Origin of the sequence: Mesorhizobium sp. M4B.F.Ca.ET.017.02.2.1 (genome assembly GCF_003998955.1) — a bacterium.
Taxonomy (GTDB): domain Bacteria; phylum Pseudomonadota; class Alphaproteobacteria; order Rhizobiales; family Rhizobiaceae; genus Mesorhizobium; species Mesorhizobium abyssinicae.
Genome location: NZ_RZOF01000120.1, coordinates 1 through 15,846, shown reverse-complemented (window position 1 = coordinate 15,846; position 15,846 = coordinate 1). Strand labels below are relative to the sequence as shown.

At 65.1% G+C, this 15,846-nt stretch carries 17 protein-coding genes; 7 read left to right on the top strand and 10 right to left on the bottom strand.

The features are described from left to right. Positions 1 to 499 (top strand): CHAD domain-containing protein (locus EN738_RS16370; RefSeq protein ID WP_145966860.1); only part of this gene is annotated, 499 nt, incomplete at its 5' end. Between the two features lie 88 nt (positions 500 to 587). Then, positions 588 to 1,412, top strand: a complete 825-nt coding sequence (locus tag EN738_RS16365) for a lipo-like protein (RefSeq protein WP_127284574.1) — start codon at positions 588 to 590, stop codon at positions 1,410 to 1,412. A gap of 21 nt (positions 1,413 to 1,433) precedes the next feature. Here the strand turns inward: EN738_RS16365 and EN738_RS16360 are convergent, their stop codons facing one another. Both EN738_RS16360 and EN738_RS16355 read right to left on the bottom strand, forming a co-directional pair. Then, the gene (locus EN738_RS16360; RefSeq protein WP_127284573.1) at positions 1,434 to 2,810 is read right to left on the bottom strand and encodes an adenylate/guanylate cyclase domain-containing protein; all 1,377 of its coding nucleotides are present in this window, start codon (positions 2,808 to 2,810) and stop codon (positions 1,434 to 1,436) included. Positions 2,811 to 2,968: 158 nt separating this feature from the next. Then, a complete protein-coding gene (locus EN738_RS16355) occupies positions 2,969 to 3,757 on the bottom strand; it encodes a helix-turn-helix transcriptional regulator (RefSeq protein ID WP_127284572.1) in 789 nt (262 codons plus the stop codon). A 114-nt stretch (positions 3,758 to 3,871) separates the two neighbouring features. Here EN738_RS16355 and EN738_RS16350 point away from each other — a divergent pair, with 114 nt between their 5' ends. Beyond that, positions 3,872 to 4,723, top strand: coding sequence for an ATP/GTP-binding protein (locus tag EN738_RS16350; RefSeq protein ID WP_127284571.1), 852 nt, complete (start codon positions 3,872 to 3,874; stop codon positions 4,721 to 4,723). Positions 4,724 to 4,767: 44 nt separating this feature from the next. On the opposite strand, the gene EN738_RS16345 is transcribed toward EN738_RS16350, so the two are convergent. The 4 genes from EN738_RS16345 to EN738_RS16330 all read right to left on the bottom strand — a co-directional run bounded on the left by EN738_RS16345 (position 4,768) and on the right by EN738_RS16330 (position 8,061). Continuing rightward, entirely contained in the window at positions 4,768 to 6,471 is a 1,704-nt protein-coding gene (locus EN738_RS16345) for a SulP family inorganic anion transporter (protein ID WP_127284570.1), read from the bottom strand. A gap of 78 nt (positions 6,472 to 6,549) precedes the next feature. Then, positions 6,550 to 6,819 carry a helix-turn-helix transcriptional regulator gene (locus EN738_RS16340; RefSeq protein ID WP_127284569.1) on the bottom strand — a complete coding sequence of 90 codons (270 nt, stop codon included), beginning with the start codon at positions 6,817 to 6,819 and terminating at the stop codon, positions 6,550 to 6,552. Between the two features lie 90 nt (positions 6,820 to 6,909). Then, positions 6,910 to 7,611, bottom strand: a complete 702-nt coding sequence (locus EN738_RS16335) for a phosphatase PAP2 family protein (RefSeq protein ID WP_127284568.1) — start codon at positions 7,609 to 7,611, stop codon at positions 6,910 to 6,912. A gap of 111 nt (positions 7,612 to 7,722) precedes the next feature. Then, the gene (locus tag EN738_RS16330) at positions 7,723 to 8,061 is read right to left on the bottom strand and encodes a hypothetical protein (protein ID WP_127284567.1); all 339 of its coding nucleotides are present in this window, start codon (positions 8,059 to 8,061) and stop codon (positions 7,723 to 7,725) included. Between the two features lie 345 nt (positions 8,062 to 8,406). Here EN738_RS16330 and EN738_RS16325 point away from each other — a divergent pair, with 345 nt between their 5' ends. Both EN738_RS16325 and EN738_RS16320 read left to right on the top strand, forming a co-directional pair. Continuing rightward, positions 8,407 to 10,410 (top strand): PhoX family phosphatase, encoded by a 2,004-nt coding sequence (locus EN738_RS16325; protein WP_127284566.1) that lies wholly within the window; start codon positions 8,407 to 8,409, stop codon positions 10,408 to 10,410. A gap of 145 nt (positions 10,411 to 10,555) precedes the next feature. Next, on the top strand, positions 10,556 to 10,780 hold the full coding sequence (locus EN738_RS16320; RefSeq protein ID WP_127284565.1) for a hypothetical protein: 225 nt from the start codon (positions 10,556 to 10,558) through the stop codon (positions 10,778 to 10,780). A 128-nt stretch (positions 10,781 to 10,908) separates the two neighbouring features. Here EN738_RS16320 and EN738_RS16315 read toward each other — a convergent pair whose 3' ends face one another. Then, on the bottom strand, positions 10,909 to 11,589 hold the full coding sequence (locus EN738_RS16315; protein ID WP_127284564.1) for a GNAT family N-acetyltransferase: 681 nt from the start codon (positions 11,587 to 11,589) through the stop codon (positions 10,909 to 10,911). Then, positions 11,586 to 12,077, bottom strand: a complete 492-nt coding sequence (locus EN738_RS16310; RefSeq protein WP_127284563.1) for a MarR family transcriptional regulator — start codon at positions 12,075 to 12,077, stop codon at positions 11,586 to 11,588. The genes EN738_RS16315 and EN738_RS16310 overlap by 4 nt, the downstream gene beginning before the upstream one ends. Positions 12,078 to 12,340: 263 nt before the next feature. Between EN738_RS16310 and EN738_RS16305 the strand changes: the two genes are divergently transcribed. Next, positions 12,341 to 13,378 (top strand): phosphatidylglycerol lysyltransferase domain-containing protein, encoded by a 1,038-nt coding sequence (locus EN738_RS16305; protein WP_127284562.1) that lies wholly within the window; start codon positions 12,341 to 12,343, stop codon positions 13,376 to 13,378. A gap of 8 nt (positions 13,379 to 13,386) precedes the next feature. Here the strand turns inward: EN738_RS16305 and EN738_RS16300 are convergent, their stop codons facing one another. Together EN738_RS16300 and EN738_RS16295 are read right to left on the bottom strand one after the other, a co-directional pair. Beyond that, the gene (locus tag EN738_RS16300) at positions 13,387 to 14,148 is read right to left on the bottom strand and encodes an ABC transporter permease (RefSeq protein ID WP_127284561.1); all 762 of its coding nucleotides are present in this window, start codon (positions 14,146 to 14,148) and stop codon (positions 13,387 to 13,389) included. After that, entirely contained in the window at positions 14,145 to 15,071 is a 927-nt protein-coding gene (locus tag EN738_RS16295) for an ABC transporter ATP-binding protein (RefSeq protein ID WP_127284560.1), read from the bottom strand. Before EN738_RS16295 ends, EN738_RS16300 begins: the two co-directional genes overlap by 4 nt. Before the next feature lie 234 nt (positions 15,072 to 15,305). Between EN738_RS16295 and EN738_RS16290 the strand changes: the two genes are divergently transcribed. Further along, a partial coding sequence (locus EN738_RS16290) for a cytochrome ubiquinol oxidase subunit I (protein WP_145966859.1) occupies positions 15,306 to 15,846 on the top strand: 541 nt, incomplete at its 3' end.

Here is a 15,846-nt window from a genome sequence, read left to right as displayed (position 1 = left end):
GTTCGGGCTGGTCGGGCAGCGAGAGCCCGAACAGGCCGCCGACATTCTCGCCGAAGGCGCCCGCGCCATCTTGCGGCGGGCGCGCAAGGCGGTGGACAAGGCAGGCTCGCGCGGCGAGGCCGACGATTTCCACGATTTGCGCAAGGCGGCCAAGACCCACAGCATGCACCTGTCGCTGCTCGGCCGGCTGTGGCCGACCCCGATCAAGTCCCGCCGCAAGGCGGTCGATTCGCTCGGCGAAAGGCTGGGCGATCTGCATGATGTTTTCGTCATGCGCACGCTGCTCGATGCCGATGGCGAGCCGCTCGGGCCGCCCGAGGACACCAGGCTTCTGGCCAAGCTCCTGAAGCGCTCGGAGAAGAGCCTCAGGAAGTCGTGCCTTGCCGATGCGACCGAGCTGTTCGGCGACAGCCCCAAGCGCTCGACCAGGAAGCTCGCCCGCAAGGCCCGCGACGATCTCGCCGGCGCCCCGGACGATCTCGCCGCGGCCGCCGGCTGACCGCTTTTCCTTCTCCCACCAGGGAGAAGGGGGAGCCAGCCTCCCGCGCTGGCACTTCCCCGCCGGCCCGTGCTAAGCACGCTCTACCATGACCGCGCCGGCCGACACGCTTCTCGACCGCCTTGGCCGCTGGCTTGCCGGCCGGCTGCAGGACGAATCGTCGGGCTATGAGCCCTACACGCCTTCCGATGCCGAGACGCTGCGCCGCGCGCTCGAGCCGGGCGACATCCTGCTCATCGAAGGCAACCAGAAGATCTCGGCGGTCATCAAATACCTGACCCAGTCGACTTGGTCGCATGCCGCCTTCTATGTCGGCGACGCTCTGCCCGCGCCCGCGGACGGTTCGGAGCGGCCGCGCCTGATCGAAGTCACGCTCGGCGAAGGCTGTGTCGCCGTGCCGCTGTCGCGCTACCGCACCTACAACACCCGCATCTGCCGGGCGAGCGGGCTGACGCCGGAAGACCGCGACAAGGTCGTCGCCTTCATGATCGGCAAGCTCGGCCTGCGATACGATCTCAAGAACATCTTCGACATGCTGCGCTTCTTCCTGCCGACGCCGCCGGTGCCGGTGCGCTGGCGTCGCCGCATGCTGGCCTTCGGGTCCGGCGATCCGACGCGGGCGATCTGCTCGACGCTGATCGCCGAAGCCTATGGCCAGATCCGCTATCCGATCCTGCCCGAGATCACCCGCGCCCCCGGACGCGCCTCGGCGCAGTCGAGCTACATGCGCCGCGAAATCCTGCACATCCGCCACCACTCGCTCTACACGCCGCGCGATTTCGACCTGTCGCCCTTCTTCCGCATCGTCAAGCCGACGCTGGAATATGGCTTCGACTACCGGGCGGTCGCGTGGGGCGACGCTATAGTGGACGCCGAAGCCGCAGAGGCGGGAGCAATCGCTTCAGACAGGTGATGGCTTTCGGCCTGGTCTGAGTCACGCCGAAACCGCAACGGCGCCCTGGTTTTCGGCTCTGTGTCCGACCCAGACATGGACCGGTTCGTCCCGGCCGCGGATGCTCACCGGCCCATGATCGCGCGCGTTCAACTGTGTCGTGGGCGATTCCGCCTTCGCGGCCTCGATCAGTCGCGACCCAAAGCAGATACTCGCCTGAAGCTCACGGCAGAGCGCCTGCAAACGGCTGGCGACGTTGACGGTGTCGCCCACCACTGCGACGGACAGATTGCGCTCGCTGCCGACCGCGCCGAGGACGACCGCGCCGTACTGGACGCCGATCCGGACGTCCAGCGGCGGATATCCCCTGGACACACGCTGGACATTCCAGTCTCCGAGAGTGGCGATCATCGCTCCAGCGCACTGGATGGCCCGGGTCGCGTCGTCATGGCTGGCTTGCGGAACCCCGAATGTCGCCATGATGCAATCGCCGATATAGTTGTCGACCGTGCCATGGTGGTCGAAAACGACCTGCTCCATGCGACGGTGGAACTGACGCAGAAGTTCGAACACAGCTTCGGCCGGATGATCCTCGGAATAGTGGGTGAAGCCGACGATGTCGGCGAACAGCACCGCGATTTCCTGGCGGCGGACCGGGCCGAAGGGTTCGTCATCGGTGGCGAGCTGGTCGACCACGTTGGGCGAAAAATGCCGGGCGAGATTGGCGCGGGCGCGCTCTGCCTTGACATAGTCTTCCGACAGATGTCGGGAACGCGAGACGACCAGCGCCATGATCGCGCCGATAATCAGCACGACCAGAACGTTGGTCGCCTGCGCGAACGTGTCGACGAAATTGGGGTTGAGATAGAGGTTCAGTCGCTCTGTCAGCGGCAGTGAATAGAGGTTCGTCGCCGGAATGACGGTACCCGGATGAACAATCACCCATCCCACCCCGATCGCCCACGTCAAGGCCGCGAGCGCGCCCAGATAGAGCGCCAGTCGAGTCGAAAGGGTCAGCGCGCCAAGGCATACGAAAATCAGCAGGAATTTGAAGCTGCCTTCGCGCAGTTGCATCGCGGCCGGCGCGACCTCTTGGGCAAACGGGTTGGGCGTTATCAGCAGCACGGTCAACAGAATGATGTCCAGCGTACCGACGACGTAGCCGATCCACCATGGCGCCGTGCGACGGCGCACAAAGAGAAACTGGATCAGGCCGACGAGTTGGAACAGCACCAGTCCCGCCAGCACGAAGAGTAGCGAGGCATCCCAGCGGCTGATCAATGAAAAGAAGCAGGAGATCGCGGCAAGCGATGCCGTACGCGCCCAGAACTGCAATGCAGCCCCCTGGCGTTCTGCGCGCTCCCGCAAGTTTTTCAGGCGCGAAAAGCGGCGAAGTTCAAGTGTTGGTGCGGTCGACATGGGATCACTTCGGTGTCACGGGGACGGGTCGCGCGTTGGGCAAAACCCGGAGGTCTGGCAAATCAATCCGCGAATCCTATCATGAATGTGGCTTCATTTTTGAAGCACCGGCTGCGCCGTCGGCATCGCTGTGCGCAACCCCGGTCCAGGGGCAAGTATCAGGCCGGCAAGGGTCGGCGTCCCTTTGCGGGAGCCGCGGCCCCGGCATCGCGCGCATGCGGCCCGATCGGCATGATCGCCGGAAACGGCGTCGCGCCGAAGGCAAAGGTCCATTTGTAGCCGATGAGCTGGTCCTCGGGCGTCGTGTGCTGGTCGTGGTGGGCAAGCAGTTTTGCGCGCTCGGCCAGCTCCTCCGCCTCGCGTCGCACCATCTGCGCCGTTTCCGGCCGCATCCGCCGCGAGAAGCTGACGAAACTCGCCTCGCGCTCCAGATGGGTGATCGCCCAGCCGATGAAATTCTTGTTGGTCATCTCGAACAGCGGCCTCAGCGGTCCATCGAAATTCCACTGGATCGGCGTCTCGACCAGCAGCCGCGCCGAAAGCCCGCGCCCGATCTCGACAAGGCCGAGCGCCTCGAGGTCGCGCAGGTAAAGGTACATCGAGGCTTCGCTCAGCCCTTGCGAGCGCATGATGCCCTGCGGCGTGAACTTCTCCGACAGCATGATGAAGACGAACAGCAGCGCCGGCCGCGCCGCCAGCTTGCGCTCGATCTCCGGCGCGACGTGGTTGGCCGGCCCCGGCCCCCGGTTCATCGAGCCGAGCACGTTTTCGAGCTCGACATCGGCGGCGGCGCAGATCTCGACCAGGCGGTCGAGCTTGCAGTTCTTCTCATGGAAGATACGCTTCACCGTCGGCTCGGAAACGCCCATGCGCTCGGCCAGCATGCGATAGGTCAGGCCCTTCGCCTTCAGCGTCCGTTTCAGGGCCTCGAAGATCGGACCATTCATGGAATGCACCTCGTCAGCGTAATTTCGTATCGATTGTCGATACTAGCTGGAAGAGGCCTTCCGGAAAAGTATCGAAAAACCTAGCTCTCCGTCCGTCATTGCAGGAGACCAGTCATGAAAACCCTCATCGTTTCGACCATCCTCGCCTTCGCCGCCATGACGCCAATCGCCGAGGCCGGCGAAATCTGGCGCGCCTCGGGCTTCGAGCAGCCGGAATCGGCGCTCTTCGATGCCGCCAACAAGCGCATCATCGTCTCCAACATCGCCGGCAATCCCGGCGAGGCCGACGGCAACGGCTATCTGTCGGTGCTGTCGCTCGACGGCAAGCTCGTCGCCCGGCATTGGACCGACGGCATGGACGCGCCCAAGGGCATGGCGCTCTCGGGCGGCAAGCTCTACGTCGCCGACATCACCAAGGTCCGCGTCGTCGATCTGGCCAGCGGCAAGCTGGTCGCCAGCATCGACGTGCCGAATGCCGTCTTCCTCAACGACATGACGGCGGACAGCGCGGGCAAGATCTATGTCAGCGACATGCTGGCCGACACCATCTACCGCATCGACGGCGACAGGCCGGAGCTGTTCGTCAAGGACGCGCTGCTTGCCTCGCCCAACGGCATCTTCGCCGACGGCGGCAGGCTGATCGTCGCCTCCTGGGGCAAGGGGATAAAGCCCGATTTCAGCACCGCCGAGCCGGGCGGCCTGCTTTCGGTCGACCTCGCCAGCAAGGCGATCTCGCCGCTGCCCGGCGCGGAAAAATTCGCCGACCTCGATGGCGTCGTCGCCATCGGCGACAGCATCTACGCCACCGCCTACATGACCGGCACGCTCTATCGCTACAAGGATGGCGGCAAGCCGGAGGCCTTCGCCACCTTCAAGCCGGGCAGCGCCGACATCGGCGCCGACGGCAAAACGATCTTCGTGCCGCTGATGAACGAGGGCGAGGTCGCCGCGCTCAGCCTCGATTGAGGCCGTCGGGCGGTCGGCTCGGGTCGAGGCCGCCCGCTCAGCGATCAGCCGTCGGGCGCCTTGAGCTGCGCCCGCGCGTCGCGGATCGAGGCGGCATAGGTGACCAGCGGTCGCTTGACGCCGTGGTTGATCAGCATGCGCCGCGTCTGCGGGGCGGCGCCGGCGATGATGAAGCGCACGCCGGCGCGCCTCGCCTTGTGCGCCGCGCCCTCGATGACGTTGGCGGCGGTGGAATCGAAGAACGGCACCGCCGAGCAGTCGAGGATGAAGTTCCTCCTCTGGTCGGCGATGCGGTCGAGCACGGTGCCGACGGTCGAGGCGGCGCCGAAGAAGAAGGCGCCCGAGATGCGGTAGACGACGGTGTCGGCATCGCTCGCCTCGCTGGAATCATAGATGCTGGCGCGGTCGGCGATGTCGTCCGGCACCAGCGGCTGATCGGCCTCGACGGCGATCGACTTGGCCATGCGGTCGATGAACAGGATCGAGCCCAGCGCGAAGCCGACCACGATGCCCTCGGTGAGGTCGCGGAAGACGACGATCAGGAAGGTCGCCATCAGCACCAGCGCATCGCCGCGGGAGGTGCGGAGCAGCGTCGCGAAGGCCTGCTTCTCGAACATGTTCCAGCACACCACCGCCAGCACGCCGGCAAGCGCGGCCAGCGGGATGTAGCTGGCCAGCGGCGCCGCCACCAGCATCAGCACCAGCAGGATCGCCGAATGCACCATGCCCGCGACCGGCCCATGCGCGCCGGCCCGCACATTGGTGGCGGTGCGGGCAATCGTGCCGGTGGCGCAGATGCCGCCGAACAGGGCCGACGCGATGTTGGCGAAGCCTTGCGCCACAAGCTCGCAATTGGAGCGGTGCCGCCGCCCGGTCATGCCGTCGGCGACCACGGCGGAGAGCAGCGATTCGATCGCGCCGAGCAGCGCGAAGGCCACCGCATCCGGCAGGACGTCGACCATCCTGTCGATGCTGATGGGCGGAAAGGCCGGCCACTGCAGGCTGCGCGGGATGCCGCCATAGCGCGTGCCGATCGTTTCGGCCGGCAGCGCGAACAGCGCCACGACCAGCGAGGCCAGGCCGATGGCGATCAGCATCGCCGGCCATTTCGGCCGCCAGCGCTTGAGGAAGACAATGGTCGCGATGGTCAGCACCGCCACGAAGGTCGCGGCCGGGTTGATCGTGCCGGCCGCCTCGCTGAGGGCCATCAGTTTCGGCACCAGCGGCCCCGGCTCCTTGCCGGCAAGCGTCAGCCCGAACAGCTCGGTGATCTGGCCGGAGAAGATGATGACGGCAATCCCCGCGGTGAAGCCGACGGTCACCGGATAGGGGATGAACTTGATGTAGGTGCCGAGCCTCAGATAGCCGATAGCGAGCAGGAAGACGCCGGCCATCATCGTTGCCAGCAGCAGCCCGTCGACGCCGACGCGCGCCACCGTCGCCGCCACCAGCACGATGAAGGCGCCTGCCGGGCCGCCGATCTGGAAGCGGCTGCCGCCGAGCGCCGAGATGATGAAGCCGCCGACGATCGAGGTGTAGAGGCCGCGCTCGGGCGTCACGCCGGAGGCGATCGCGATCGCCATCGACAGCGGCAGCGCCACGATGGCGACCGTCAGCCCGGCAATCGCGTCGGTCCTGAAGTGTGCTAGCGAGTAGCCCTCACGCAGCACCGTCACCAGCTTTGGGGTGAACAGTTCGGCAAATGTCGGCCGTGCCTGCTGGTGGTTTGCCCGCCGGGCCTGATCCATGGACTGCCTTCCGCGTCTCGAAGGCGGCGGGGATCGTCGGCAGCATGTCGGCGGTCGCCGTCGCGACTATTACGCGACTCAGCCTTGCGGGTTCTGCGATACGACCGGCTTGAGGCGCACGCCCCGGCCGCCGCGCTCGCTGGCCTGGTTCTCGCCGATCAGTTCCACCCCGGCCTCGTCGAGTGCCTGGATGACCTTCATCAGCGTGTCGACCACGCCCCTGACGACGCCGTCGCTCGCCTCCATGCGCTGAATGGTCGGAAGCGAAACCCCGGCGCGCTCGGCCAGCGTCTTCTGATCGATGCCGGCCAGCGCCCTCGCGGCGCGCATCTGCTGGGCGGTGATCATCGGCCAGAACCCTTGTCTGAGTCTGCAGTATCAATGGATAATACAAACATCATGATGTTTCAAGCATCATTGAGTATGGATAAAACATACTCACTCACTGTCGCTCACCGCATGGCGCCGCTGCAGGAACCGCGCCACCAGCCAGCACAGCATGGCCCAGGCGAAGCCGGCGCACCAGCCGCCGAGCACGTCGGACGGCCAATGGACACCGAGATAGACGCGGCTAATGCCGACCAGCACCGTGATCAGCACGGCGAGGCAGAGCACGAAGATCTTGGTCGTGCGGTCCGGCAGGAAGCGCGCCGCCAGCGAGCCGAGCGTGAGGTAGGTGACCGCCGACAGCATGGCATGGCCGCTCGGGAAGGAGAGCGACGTCTCGTCGACGAGGTGCGAGACGAGTTCCGGGCGCGGCCGGTCGATGCCGGCCTTGAGCAGGCTGGACAGCACCTGTCCGCCGGCCACCGCGACGAAGATAAGTAGCGCCGACCCCGGCCTGCGGATCAAAAGCAGGTAGACGATCACCGCCGCGGTGATCAGCACCAGCACGCTGGTGCTGCCGAGGCTGGTGATGTCGCGCATCGCCCCCTGCAGCCACAGCGGCCCGATCGGGTGGTCGGGTTGCCCAGCCTGGCGGAAGGCGAGCAGGATCTCGGTGTCGAAGGCGTGCGGCGTGGTGGCGTGCGCCGCCTCCATCAATTCGACGAAGCCCCACAGCCCGAAGGCGACCACCAGCCCGGCCAGAAGCACCGGAAACTCGATCTTGTTGAAGAACGCGACCGCGGCGGATTTCATCGGGCGGGACCTACAGCAATTCCAGGAAAAGTGCGCAGCGGTTTTCCGTCAGGAATTGCGTCAAAACAAAACTCGGGGCGGCTCGGCGATTCCATGAAACGCTGAACCGCCTTAGAGTCGCTGCATATAGGGCCCGAGCGTGATCAGCGCCACGGCGGCGATCGCCAGCACGATGCCGGTCGCCTGCAGGGCATTGACCTTCTCGCCGAAGAAGGCGAGCGCGACGACGTTCACCGACACCAGCTGTATCACCGCCGACAGGCTGAACGACACCGACATGCCGAATTCGCGGATCAGCCTCAGCATGATCAGATTGCCCAGCGAATAGAGCGCCAGCGTCAGCACGATCTTGCCGAGGCTCGGCGCCAGCCCCCATTGCTTGGCCGCGGTCGCCGCGAGCAGGAAGATCACGGTCGAAACGCCAAGCTGCACCAGTCCCCAGAAACTCACGGTTCATTTCTCCAATTGCCGCCATCGCCACACGTGCCGCAGTCCTTGTTTCCGAAGCGCGCGAGGCCGTCAAGCAGACCGCGCCTGACCAGCGCCCCGCTCCGACAGGATCGAAGCCGGATGTCGCAAAATGCGTCCCGGCCACCATGATCGGTGCCGACCGATGCGATATTTTGAAATCATGCGCGAGCGATGATGGCCACGAGTGCCGGCCGACGGGACAGGCGCTGTTCATGAGCCGGCAAATAAACTGCCGAAAACGCGCCGGGTGTCACGAAAATGTGATCCAGCGGTTATAGGGGTCGACAGGTCACATGCTCCAGCCAAGAAGCCAGAGGAAAGCTCATGTCCGACCACCGCTCCCCTGACGCCGGTTTCCGAACCAGCCAGCTCGAGGAGAATGACGGCCCGGCCGTCAATCCCACCGACAACCGCACCATGGGCGAGATCATCGCCGCGCGCTTCTCGCGCCGTGGTTTCCTGAAGGGTTCGCTGGCCGTTTCGGCCATCGCCGCCACGGTCAGCCCGCTGGCGCTCGTCGCCGCCGACGATGCCCGCGCCGCCGAGGCCTCGGCCTTCACCTTCGACGAGCTGGAGGCCGGCATCGACGACAAGCACCATGTCGCGCCGGGCTACGATGCCGACGTGCTGTTGCGCTGGGGCGATCCGCTGTTTGCCGACTCGCCGGAATTCGACCCGGCAAAGCAGACGGCCGAGGCCCAGGCAAAACAGTTCGGCTACAACAACGACTATGTCGGCTATATCCCGATCGACGGCTCTGCCGAGCACGGCCTGCTGGTGGTCAACCACGAATACACCAACCCGCATCTGATGTTCCCCGGCATCGTCAAGATCGTCGACAAGGACGGCAAGAAGGCAGCCGAGGTGGCGCCGCTCAGCAAGGAGCAAGTCGACGTCGAGATGGCGGCCCATGGCGGCTCCATCGTCGAGATCCGCAAGGACGGCGGCAAGTGGCAGGTGGTGCGCGACGGCAAGCTCAACCGCCGCATCACCTCCAACACCGAGATGCAGCTTGCCGGCCCGGCCGCCGGCCACGACCGCCTCAAGACCAATGCCGATCCCTCCGGCACCAAGGTCATCGGCACCTTCAACAACTGCGCCGGCGGCGTCACCCCCTGGGGCACCTATGTCATGGCCGAGGAGAACATCCATGGCTATTTCTCCGGCGAATTGCCGGAAGGCCACAAGGAAGCCGCCAACTACAAGCGCCTCGGCATTCCGGAAGGCGCCTATGAGTGGGGCGCGCATTACGACCGCTTCAACCTCGCCAAGGAGCCGAACGAGGCCAACCGCTTCGGCTGGATCGTCGAGGTCGACGTCAATGATCCGGCATCGGTGCCGCGCAAGCGCACCGCCATGGGCCGCTTCAAGCATGAGGGCGCGGAATCGATCGTCGCCAAGGACGGCCGCGTTGTCTTCTATCTCGGCGACGACGAGCGTTTCGACTATGCCTACAAGTTCGTGACCACCGGCAAGTTCAACGCCAACGACCTCGCGGCCAACAAGGACCTGCTCGACGACGGCACGCTGCATGTCGCCAAGTTCGGCGAGGACGGCACGGTCGAGTGGATGCCGATCGTCTTCGGCCAAGGCCCGCTGACTGCCGAGAATGGCTTCGCCAGCCAGGCCGACGTGCTGATCGAGACGCGCCGCGCCGCCGACCTGCTCGGCGCCACCAAGATGGACCGCCCCGAGGACATCCAGCCCAATGGCGCCAACGGCAAGGTCTATGTCATGCTGACCAACAATTCGAAGCGCAAGGCGGAGCAGGTCGACGCCGCCAATCCGCGCGCGTCGAACGCCTTCGGCCACATCATCGAGATATCGGAGGATGGGGGCGACTTCGCTGCCGCCAAGGGCAAATGGGAAGTGCTGCTGAAATGCGGCGATCCCTCGGTGGCCGAGGTCGGCGCCACCTTCTCGACCGCGACCACCGCCAATGGCTGGTTCGGCATGCCGGACAATTGCGCCGTCGATTCGGCCGGCCGTTTGTGGGTCGCCACCGACGGCCAGGGTCCGAAGGCCACCGGCCGCACCGACGGCCTGTGGGCGGTCGACACCGAAGGCGCGGCGCGGGCGACCTCGAAGCTGTTCTTCCGCGTGCCGATCGGCGCCGAAATGTGCGGCCCGCTGTTCGCGCCGGACGACCAGACCGCCTTCGTCGCCGTCCAGCATCCGGGCGACGGCGGCGAGGACTGGGAGGCCTTCGGCCGTCCGTCCTACTATGAGGACCTGTCGACCCGCTGGCCCGACTTCAAGCCCGACATGCCGGTCCGGCCGTCGGTGGTCGCCATCACTAAAAAGGGCGGCGGCAAGATCGCCGTCTGACCTGCGGTCATCTCGACCCATTGCATGATCAAAGGAGGGATCTCGGCACCCCGAGATCCCTCCTTTTCACTTCAGGAACCAGTCAAGCTTCGGGAAAGATTGGCAATTTATGCGCGGCGCCCTAGGTCCTTGTCAGGAGACTGCCATGCCAAAGTCTGTTTATGACCGTGGCCTGCTGAAGCCTGCCGACATCGCCAGGCTGCAGCGCGTCTTTGACGAGGCCTGCCGGCGGCGCCAGGCGCATCCCGATTCGGCCGAAGCCCGGGAAATCGCCCTGAACCTGCTCGCCCTGCACAATGCCGGCATGGTCGAAGAGGACATGCTGATGGAAGCCGTCGGCTTCCGGCGGCTTGAGCCAAAGTCGGCCTAGAGCAATTCCAGGAAAAGTGTGAGCGGTTTTCCGTCAAAAATTGCCTCAAAACAAAGAGACGGAGCAGTTCGCCGTTTCCGTGAAACGGTGAAACGCGTCAGGTCCGCGAGAACGGCCGCTGGTGCGCCCTATCCGGTGCGCTGAACCACGGCCATGTTCATCATGCTTCTCAGCCGGAAGCCGATGGACTCGTACAGTCCGATGGCCGCGACATTGCTGGCATAAGCGTGGAGATAGGGGATTTCGCCGCGCGTCATGATTTGATTTGCCACGAACAGGGACAGCCGCCTGGCGAGGCCGCCGCCGCGGAAATCCGGATGCGAGCACACGCCACTGAGCTCCGTGTAGCCAGGCTGCTTCATGCGCTCGCCGGCCATCGCCGCGAGCCTGCCGTCGATCTTGACGCCCCAGAAATCGCCGAGGCTCAACGCCTCCAGCGTGAACGGGCCGGGCTTGGTGAGCGCCGCCAGAGCGAGCATCTCGGCGGCATCGTGCTGCGTCAACTGCCGGATGCGCTCGTCGGACACGGCCTGCACCGGCTGCTCGGCGATCATCTGAACCAGCGACGCGGTCGAAATCGCGGACAGCGCCGCGGGCAGGACGATTGCGTCCGCCTGGACCACGATTGAGCTTTCGAGCGGCGGAATTAGCCTGCCCAGCGCATCCAGGCTAGCGGTGTCGTCCGCCGCGGTGGCCGCGAACGGAACGATCGACGGCCTGTATCGCTTGGCCAGGCTGTCGCCTTGCGCGAAGGACTGATGTCGCGAGCTGAGCGCGCTCCAGATGGGACGGTCGAGCAGGTGGTTCATCGCACCGGACTCACGGCCTTTTCCACGCGACGGTCGAGCGGAGACGCGGCTAGGCGGTCCTCGATTTCGGCGAGCTGGCCTAGCAGCGGCCCGGACAGGTCGGCGCACAGAGCCGCAACGGCCCTCTCGATGCGAGGCCAGACTTCGCGCTTCGCCACATCGACCAGCCGCCGGCCGTTGCGGCTGAGGGAGACGATTCGGCGCCGCTGGTCGTCGTTCGACGGGCTGACCTCGACCAGTCCCAGTTCGGTCAGCAGCGCCACGCTGCGCGTGACGCCCGGCTGGGCGATCCCGAGCGACTGCGCCAGCTCGCCGACCGGCAGCGGCCCCAGCCTGTCGAGCGCGGCGAGCAGCGGATACTGGCTCGACTGGACCCGGACCTCCAGCTCGTCGAGCACGCGCTGCGTATCCGCCTGCAACTGCTCGCCGATGCGCTTGAACCTGCTGCCCAGGCACAGAAAGCCAAGCGACCGTATGATGTCTTCCATGATCCAGCTCGTTCAGCCAAAACGATAACATGATATATAACATCACATGGAAAGTCAAAACCAGCCACCTCAAGGTCCGAGCCGATCCGGCCGATTATGGCGCATGGCGCCCTGCCCAGTCGCCACCCTTTGGCCGAGATTTCCCCTTCTGTCGGTGCCGATTGCATCCTATATGGCGCCTGCGCGGTATGATTGACCGTGCCAAGGCGACTGATTCGGGCCTGCGGGTCGACGGGTCTCCATCTATCGGCACGCGGAACCTCATGCCCTCCCTGCGGATCCACATTGACAGGTTTCTCGAAGGCGCAGCACCCAAGGTTCCGCGGCGCGACCTGACGCATCTCGAGCGCCTGGCGCTGGTGCGTCGGCATGGCGATTTCTCGCTCGCCTATTCCACCGCCGTGCAGCAGAAACTGTCCTATTTCAGCGATGGCGACGGCTACATCGCCTTCGGCACCAAGATGAAGCACCATTTCGCACTCGGCGATCCGGTGGTCCATCCGCCCAACCGGCCGGCCTATATCAAGCGCTTCGTCGAGGCCGCAGGCGATCCCTGGTTCGTGCAGATCGGCGCCGAGACCGCGCGGGTGCTGGCCGGTCTCGGCTACCGCATCAATCGCCTCGGCATCGACACCAGGCTGCAACTGCCCGCGCACGATTTCTCCGGCAAGCGCAACGAGACGGTGCGCTATTCCGAGCGCTGGCTGTCGAAGAAGGGTTTTTCCTTCGAGGAGGACAGGCGCAACATCTTCCTCGACGAGATCGCCAGACTGTCGGAGAACTGGCGCGGCGAGCGCATCGTCAAGCGCTGGGAGATGGGCTTCCTCAACCGGCCCTTCGCCGACCATCTCGGCGCCGACATGCGCCGCTTCGTGCTGCATGGGCCGGAGGGCGAGCTGGTCGCCCTGCTCGATTTCGATCCGCTGTTCCGCGACGGCAAGGTCATCGGCTACACCACCGCCTTCAAGCGCAAGCATATCGACGCCACGCCGCATGCCGAGATCGGCCTGACCAAATTCGCCGTCGACCGCTTTCGCGAGGAGGGCAAGTCCGTCGTCACGCTGGGTCTGTCGCCGCTGGTCGACATCGAGGCCAGCGGCTTTGCCGAATCGAGCTTCTGGCGCAGCACCTTCCAGCGCGCCTATGGCTCCGCCTGGATCAATCGCTCGAAGTTCAATTTGCAGGGCCAGGCGGCCTTCAAGCGCCGTTTTCACGGCCAGGAACAGCCGACCTATGTCGCCTTCCGCAGGGGGACGCTTGTCGAGATGCTGGGGCTGCTGCGGCTGGTGAAGGCGATCTGACCTGCCGGTCAGTTCCGCAACCGATACCCGGTCCTGAATATCCAGGCGACGATCGCGATGCAGACGCCCAGGAACACCACGGTCATGCCGAGGCTGATGCCGACCGAGACGTCCGACTTGCCGTAAAAGCTCCAGCGGAACCCGCTGATCAGGTAGACGACCGGGTTGAACAGCGTCACCGTGCGCCAGATGCCGGGCAGCATGTTGATCGAATAGAAGCTGCCGCCAAGGAAGGTCAGCGGCGTGATGATCAGCAGCGGCACCAGCTGCAATTGCTCGAAGCTCTTCGCCCAGATGCCGATGATGAAGCCGAACAGGCTGAAGGTCACCGCCGTCAGCACCAGGAAGGCGAGCATCCAGAACGGGTGCTCGATATGCAGCGGCACGAACAGCGAGGCGGTGGCCAGGATGATCAGGCCGAGCACGATCGACTTGGTCGCCGCACCCCCGACATAGGCGATGACGATCTCCAGATAGGACACCGGCGCCGAAAGCAGCTCGTAGATCGAGCCGACGAATTTCGGGAAATAGATGGCGAAGGAGGCATTCGAGATCGATTGCGTCAGCAGCGACAGCATGATCAGCCCCGGCACGATGAAGGCGCCGTAGCTGATGCCGTCGATCTCGGTGATGCGCGAGCCGATGGCCGAGCCGAAGACGACGAAATAGAGCGAGGTCGAGATCACCGGCGAGATGATGCTCTGCAGCACGGTGCGCAGCGCGCGCGCCATTTCCACCCGGTAGATGGCCCAGACGGCGCGCAGGTTCATGGCTCTTGCCTCAGCAGGTTGACGAAGATCTCCTCCAGCGAGCTGTTCTCCGTGTCGATGTCGCGGAACTGGATGCCCGCCGCATCGAGGTCGCGCATCAGCGAGGCGACGCCCGGCCGGTCGCTCTGGTTGTCGTAGGTGTAGGTCAATTGATCGCCATTGGGCGACAGCTCCAGCGCGTAGCGCGAGAAGATCTCCGGGATGGCGGCGAGCGGACTGCGCAGCTCCAGCATCAGCCGCTTGCGGCCGAGCTTGCGCATCAGTTCGGCCTTGTCGTCGACCAGCACGATCTCGCCGCGGTTGATGACGCCGACGCGGTCGGCCATCGCCTCGGCCTCCTCGATGTAGTGGGTGGTCAGGATGATGGTGACGCCATCCTCGCGCAGCCGGCGCACCATCGCCCACATGTCCTGGCGCAATTCGACGTCGACGCCGGCCGTCGGCTCGTCGAGGAAGAGCACGCGCGGCTCGTGCGACAGCGCCTTGGCGATCATCAGCCGGCGCTTCATGCCGCCCGACAGCGTGATCGCCTTGGCGTCCTTCTTCTCCCACAGCGAGAGGTCGCGCAGCACCTTCTCGACGAACGCCTTGTTGGGCGGCTTGCCGAACAGGCCGCGGCTGTAGTTGACCGTCGCCCAGACGGTCTCGAAGGCGTCGATGGTCAGCTCCTGCGGCACCAGCCCGATCAGGCTGCGCGCGGCGCGGTAGTTCTTGCCGATGTCGTTACCGTCGACGGTGACCGAGCCCGACGAACGGTTGACGATGCCGCAGACGATCGAGATCAGCGTCGTCTTGCCGGCGCCGTTCGGCCCGAGCAGCGCGAAGATCTCGCCGCGCTCGATGTCGAGGTTGATTTCCTTCAAGGCCTTGAAACCGGTGGCGTAGGTCTTGGTCACCCCGGCAATCGAGATAATGGATGGCATGGCTGAAAACGGCTGCTTGAAAGGCGGTTGTGGATTTTTATTGCGCTGAATGTCGGTGCCCGCGGCGGGAAGTCAATGCCGCTCCTGACAATTCTGGACAATCATTCCCCGATCGGGCGCTGACGCTTTCGCCCGACCTGCTGCGACAACGCGCCCCGCGTGGCGCCACGCCGCTTTGACCGGACCGCGTCAGCGCCCTATTCTGTGAGCCATAAGCTGCAGCCGGAGTCGCCCATGGACCCGCTCATTCTGTCGCGCATCCAGTTCGGCGCGAATATTTCGTTCCATATCCTGTTTCCGGCGATCACCATTGCACTCGGCTGGGTGCTGCTGTTCTTCAAGCTGCGTTACAACCGCACCGGCGATTCCGCCTGGATGCGCGCCTATTTCACCTGGGTGAAGGTGTTCGCCTTGTCCTTCGCCATGGGCGTGGTCTCGGGCGTCACCATGAGCTTCCAGTTCGGCACCAACTGGCCGGGCTACATGGAGACCGTCGGCAACATCGCCGGGCCGCTGCTCGCCTATGAGATCCTCACCGCCTTCTTCCTGGAGGCGGCCTTCCTCGGCATCATGCTGTTCGGCTTCCGCCGCGTCTCCAACCGCATCCACACTTTGGCCACCGTGCTGGTCGCCGGCGGCACCACGGTCTCCGCCTTCTGGATCATCGCGCTCAATTCCTGGATGCAGACGCCGGCGGGCTTCGAGATGCGCGACGGCAAGGCGCACGCCGTCGACTGGTGGGCGATCGTCTTCAATCCGTCGATGCCCTACCGCC

Coding starts and splice junctions, on each gene's coding strand:
- EN738_RS16365 (WP_127284574.1), top strand. CDS start 588: ATGACCGCGCCGGCCGACACGCTTCTCGACCGCCTTGGCCGCTGGCTT.
- EN738_RS16360 (WP_127284573.1), bottom strand. CDS start 2,810: ATGTCGACCGCACCAACACTTGAACTTCGCCGCTTTTCGCGCCTGAAA.
- EN738_RS16355 (WP_127284572.1), bottom strand. CDS start 3,757: ATGAATGGTCCGATCTTCGAGGCCCTGAAACGGACGCTGAAGGCGAAG.
- EN738_RS16350 (WP_127284571.1), top strand. CDS start 3,872: ATGAAAACCCTCATCGTTTCGACCATCCTCGCCTTCGCCGCCATGACG.
- EN738_RS16345 (WP_127284570.1), bottom strand. CDS start 6,471: ATGGATCAGGCCCGGCGGGCAAACCACCAGCAGGCACGGCCGACATTT.
- EN738_RS16340 (WP_127284569.1), bottom strand. CDS start 6,819: ATGATCACCGCCCAGCAGATGCGCGCCGCGAGGGCGCTGGCCGGCATC.
- EN738_RS16335 (WP_127284568.1), bottom strand. CDS start 7,611: ATGAAATCCGCCGCGGTCGCGTTCTTCAACAAGATCGAGTTTCCGGTG.
- EN738_RS16325 (WP_127284566.1), top strand. CDS start 8,407: ATGTCCGACCACCGCTCCCCTGACGCCGGTTTCCGAACCAGCCAGCTC.
- EN738_RS16320 (WP_127284565.1), top strand. CDS start 10,556: ATGCCAAAGTCTGTTTATGACCGTGGCCTGCTGAAGCCTGCCGACATC.
- EN738_RS16315 (WP_127284564.1), bottom strand. CDS start 11,589: ATGAACCACCTGCTCGACCGTCCCATCTGGAGCGCGCTCAGCTCGCGA.
- EN738_RS16310 (WP_127284563.1), bottom strand. CDS start 12,077: ATGGAAGACATCATACGGTCGCTTGGCTTTCTGTGCCTGGGCAGCAGG.
- EN738_RS16305 (WP_127284562.1), top strand. CDS start 12,341: ATGCCCTCCCTGCGGATCCACATTGACAGGTTTCTCGAAGGCGCAGCA.
- EN738_RS16300 (WP_127284561.1), bottom strand. CDS start 14,148: ATGAACCTGCGCGCCGTCTGGGCCATCTACCGGGTGGAAATGGCGCGC.
- EN738_RS16295 (WP_127284560.1), bottom strand. CDS start 15,071: ATGCCATCCATTATCTCGATTGCCGGGGTGACCAAGACCTACGCCACC.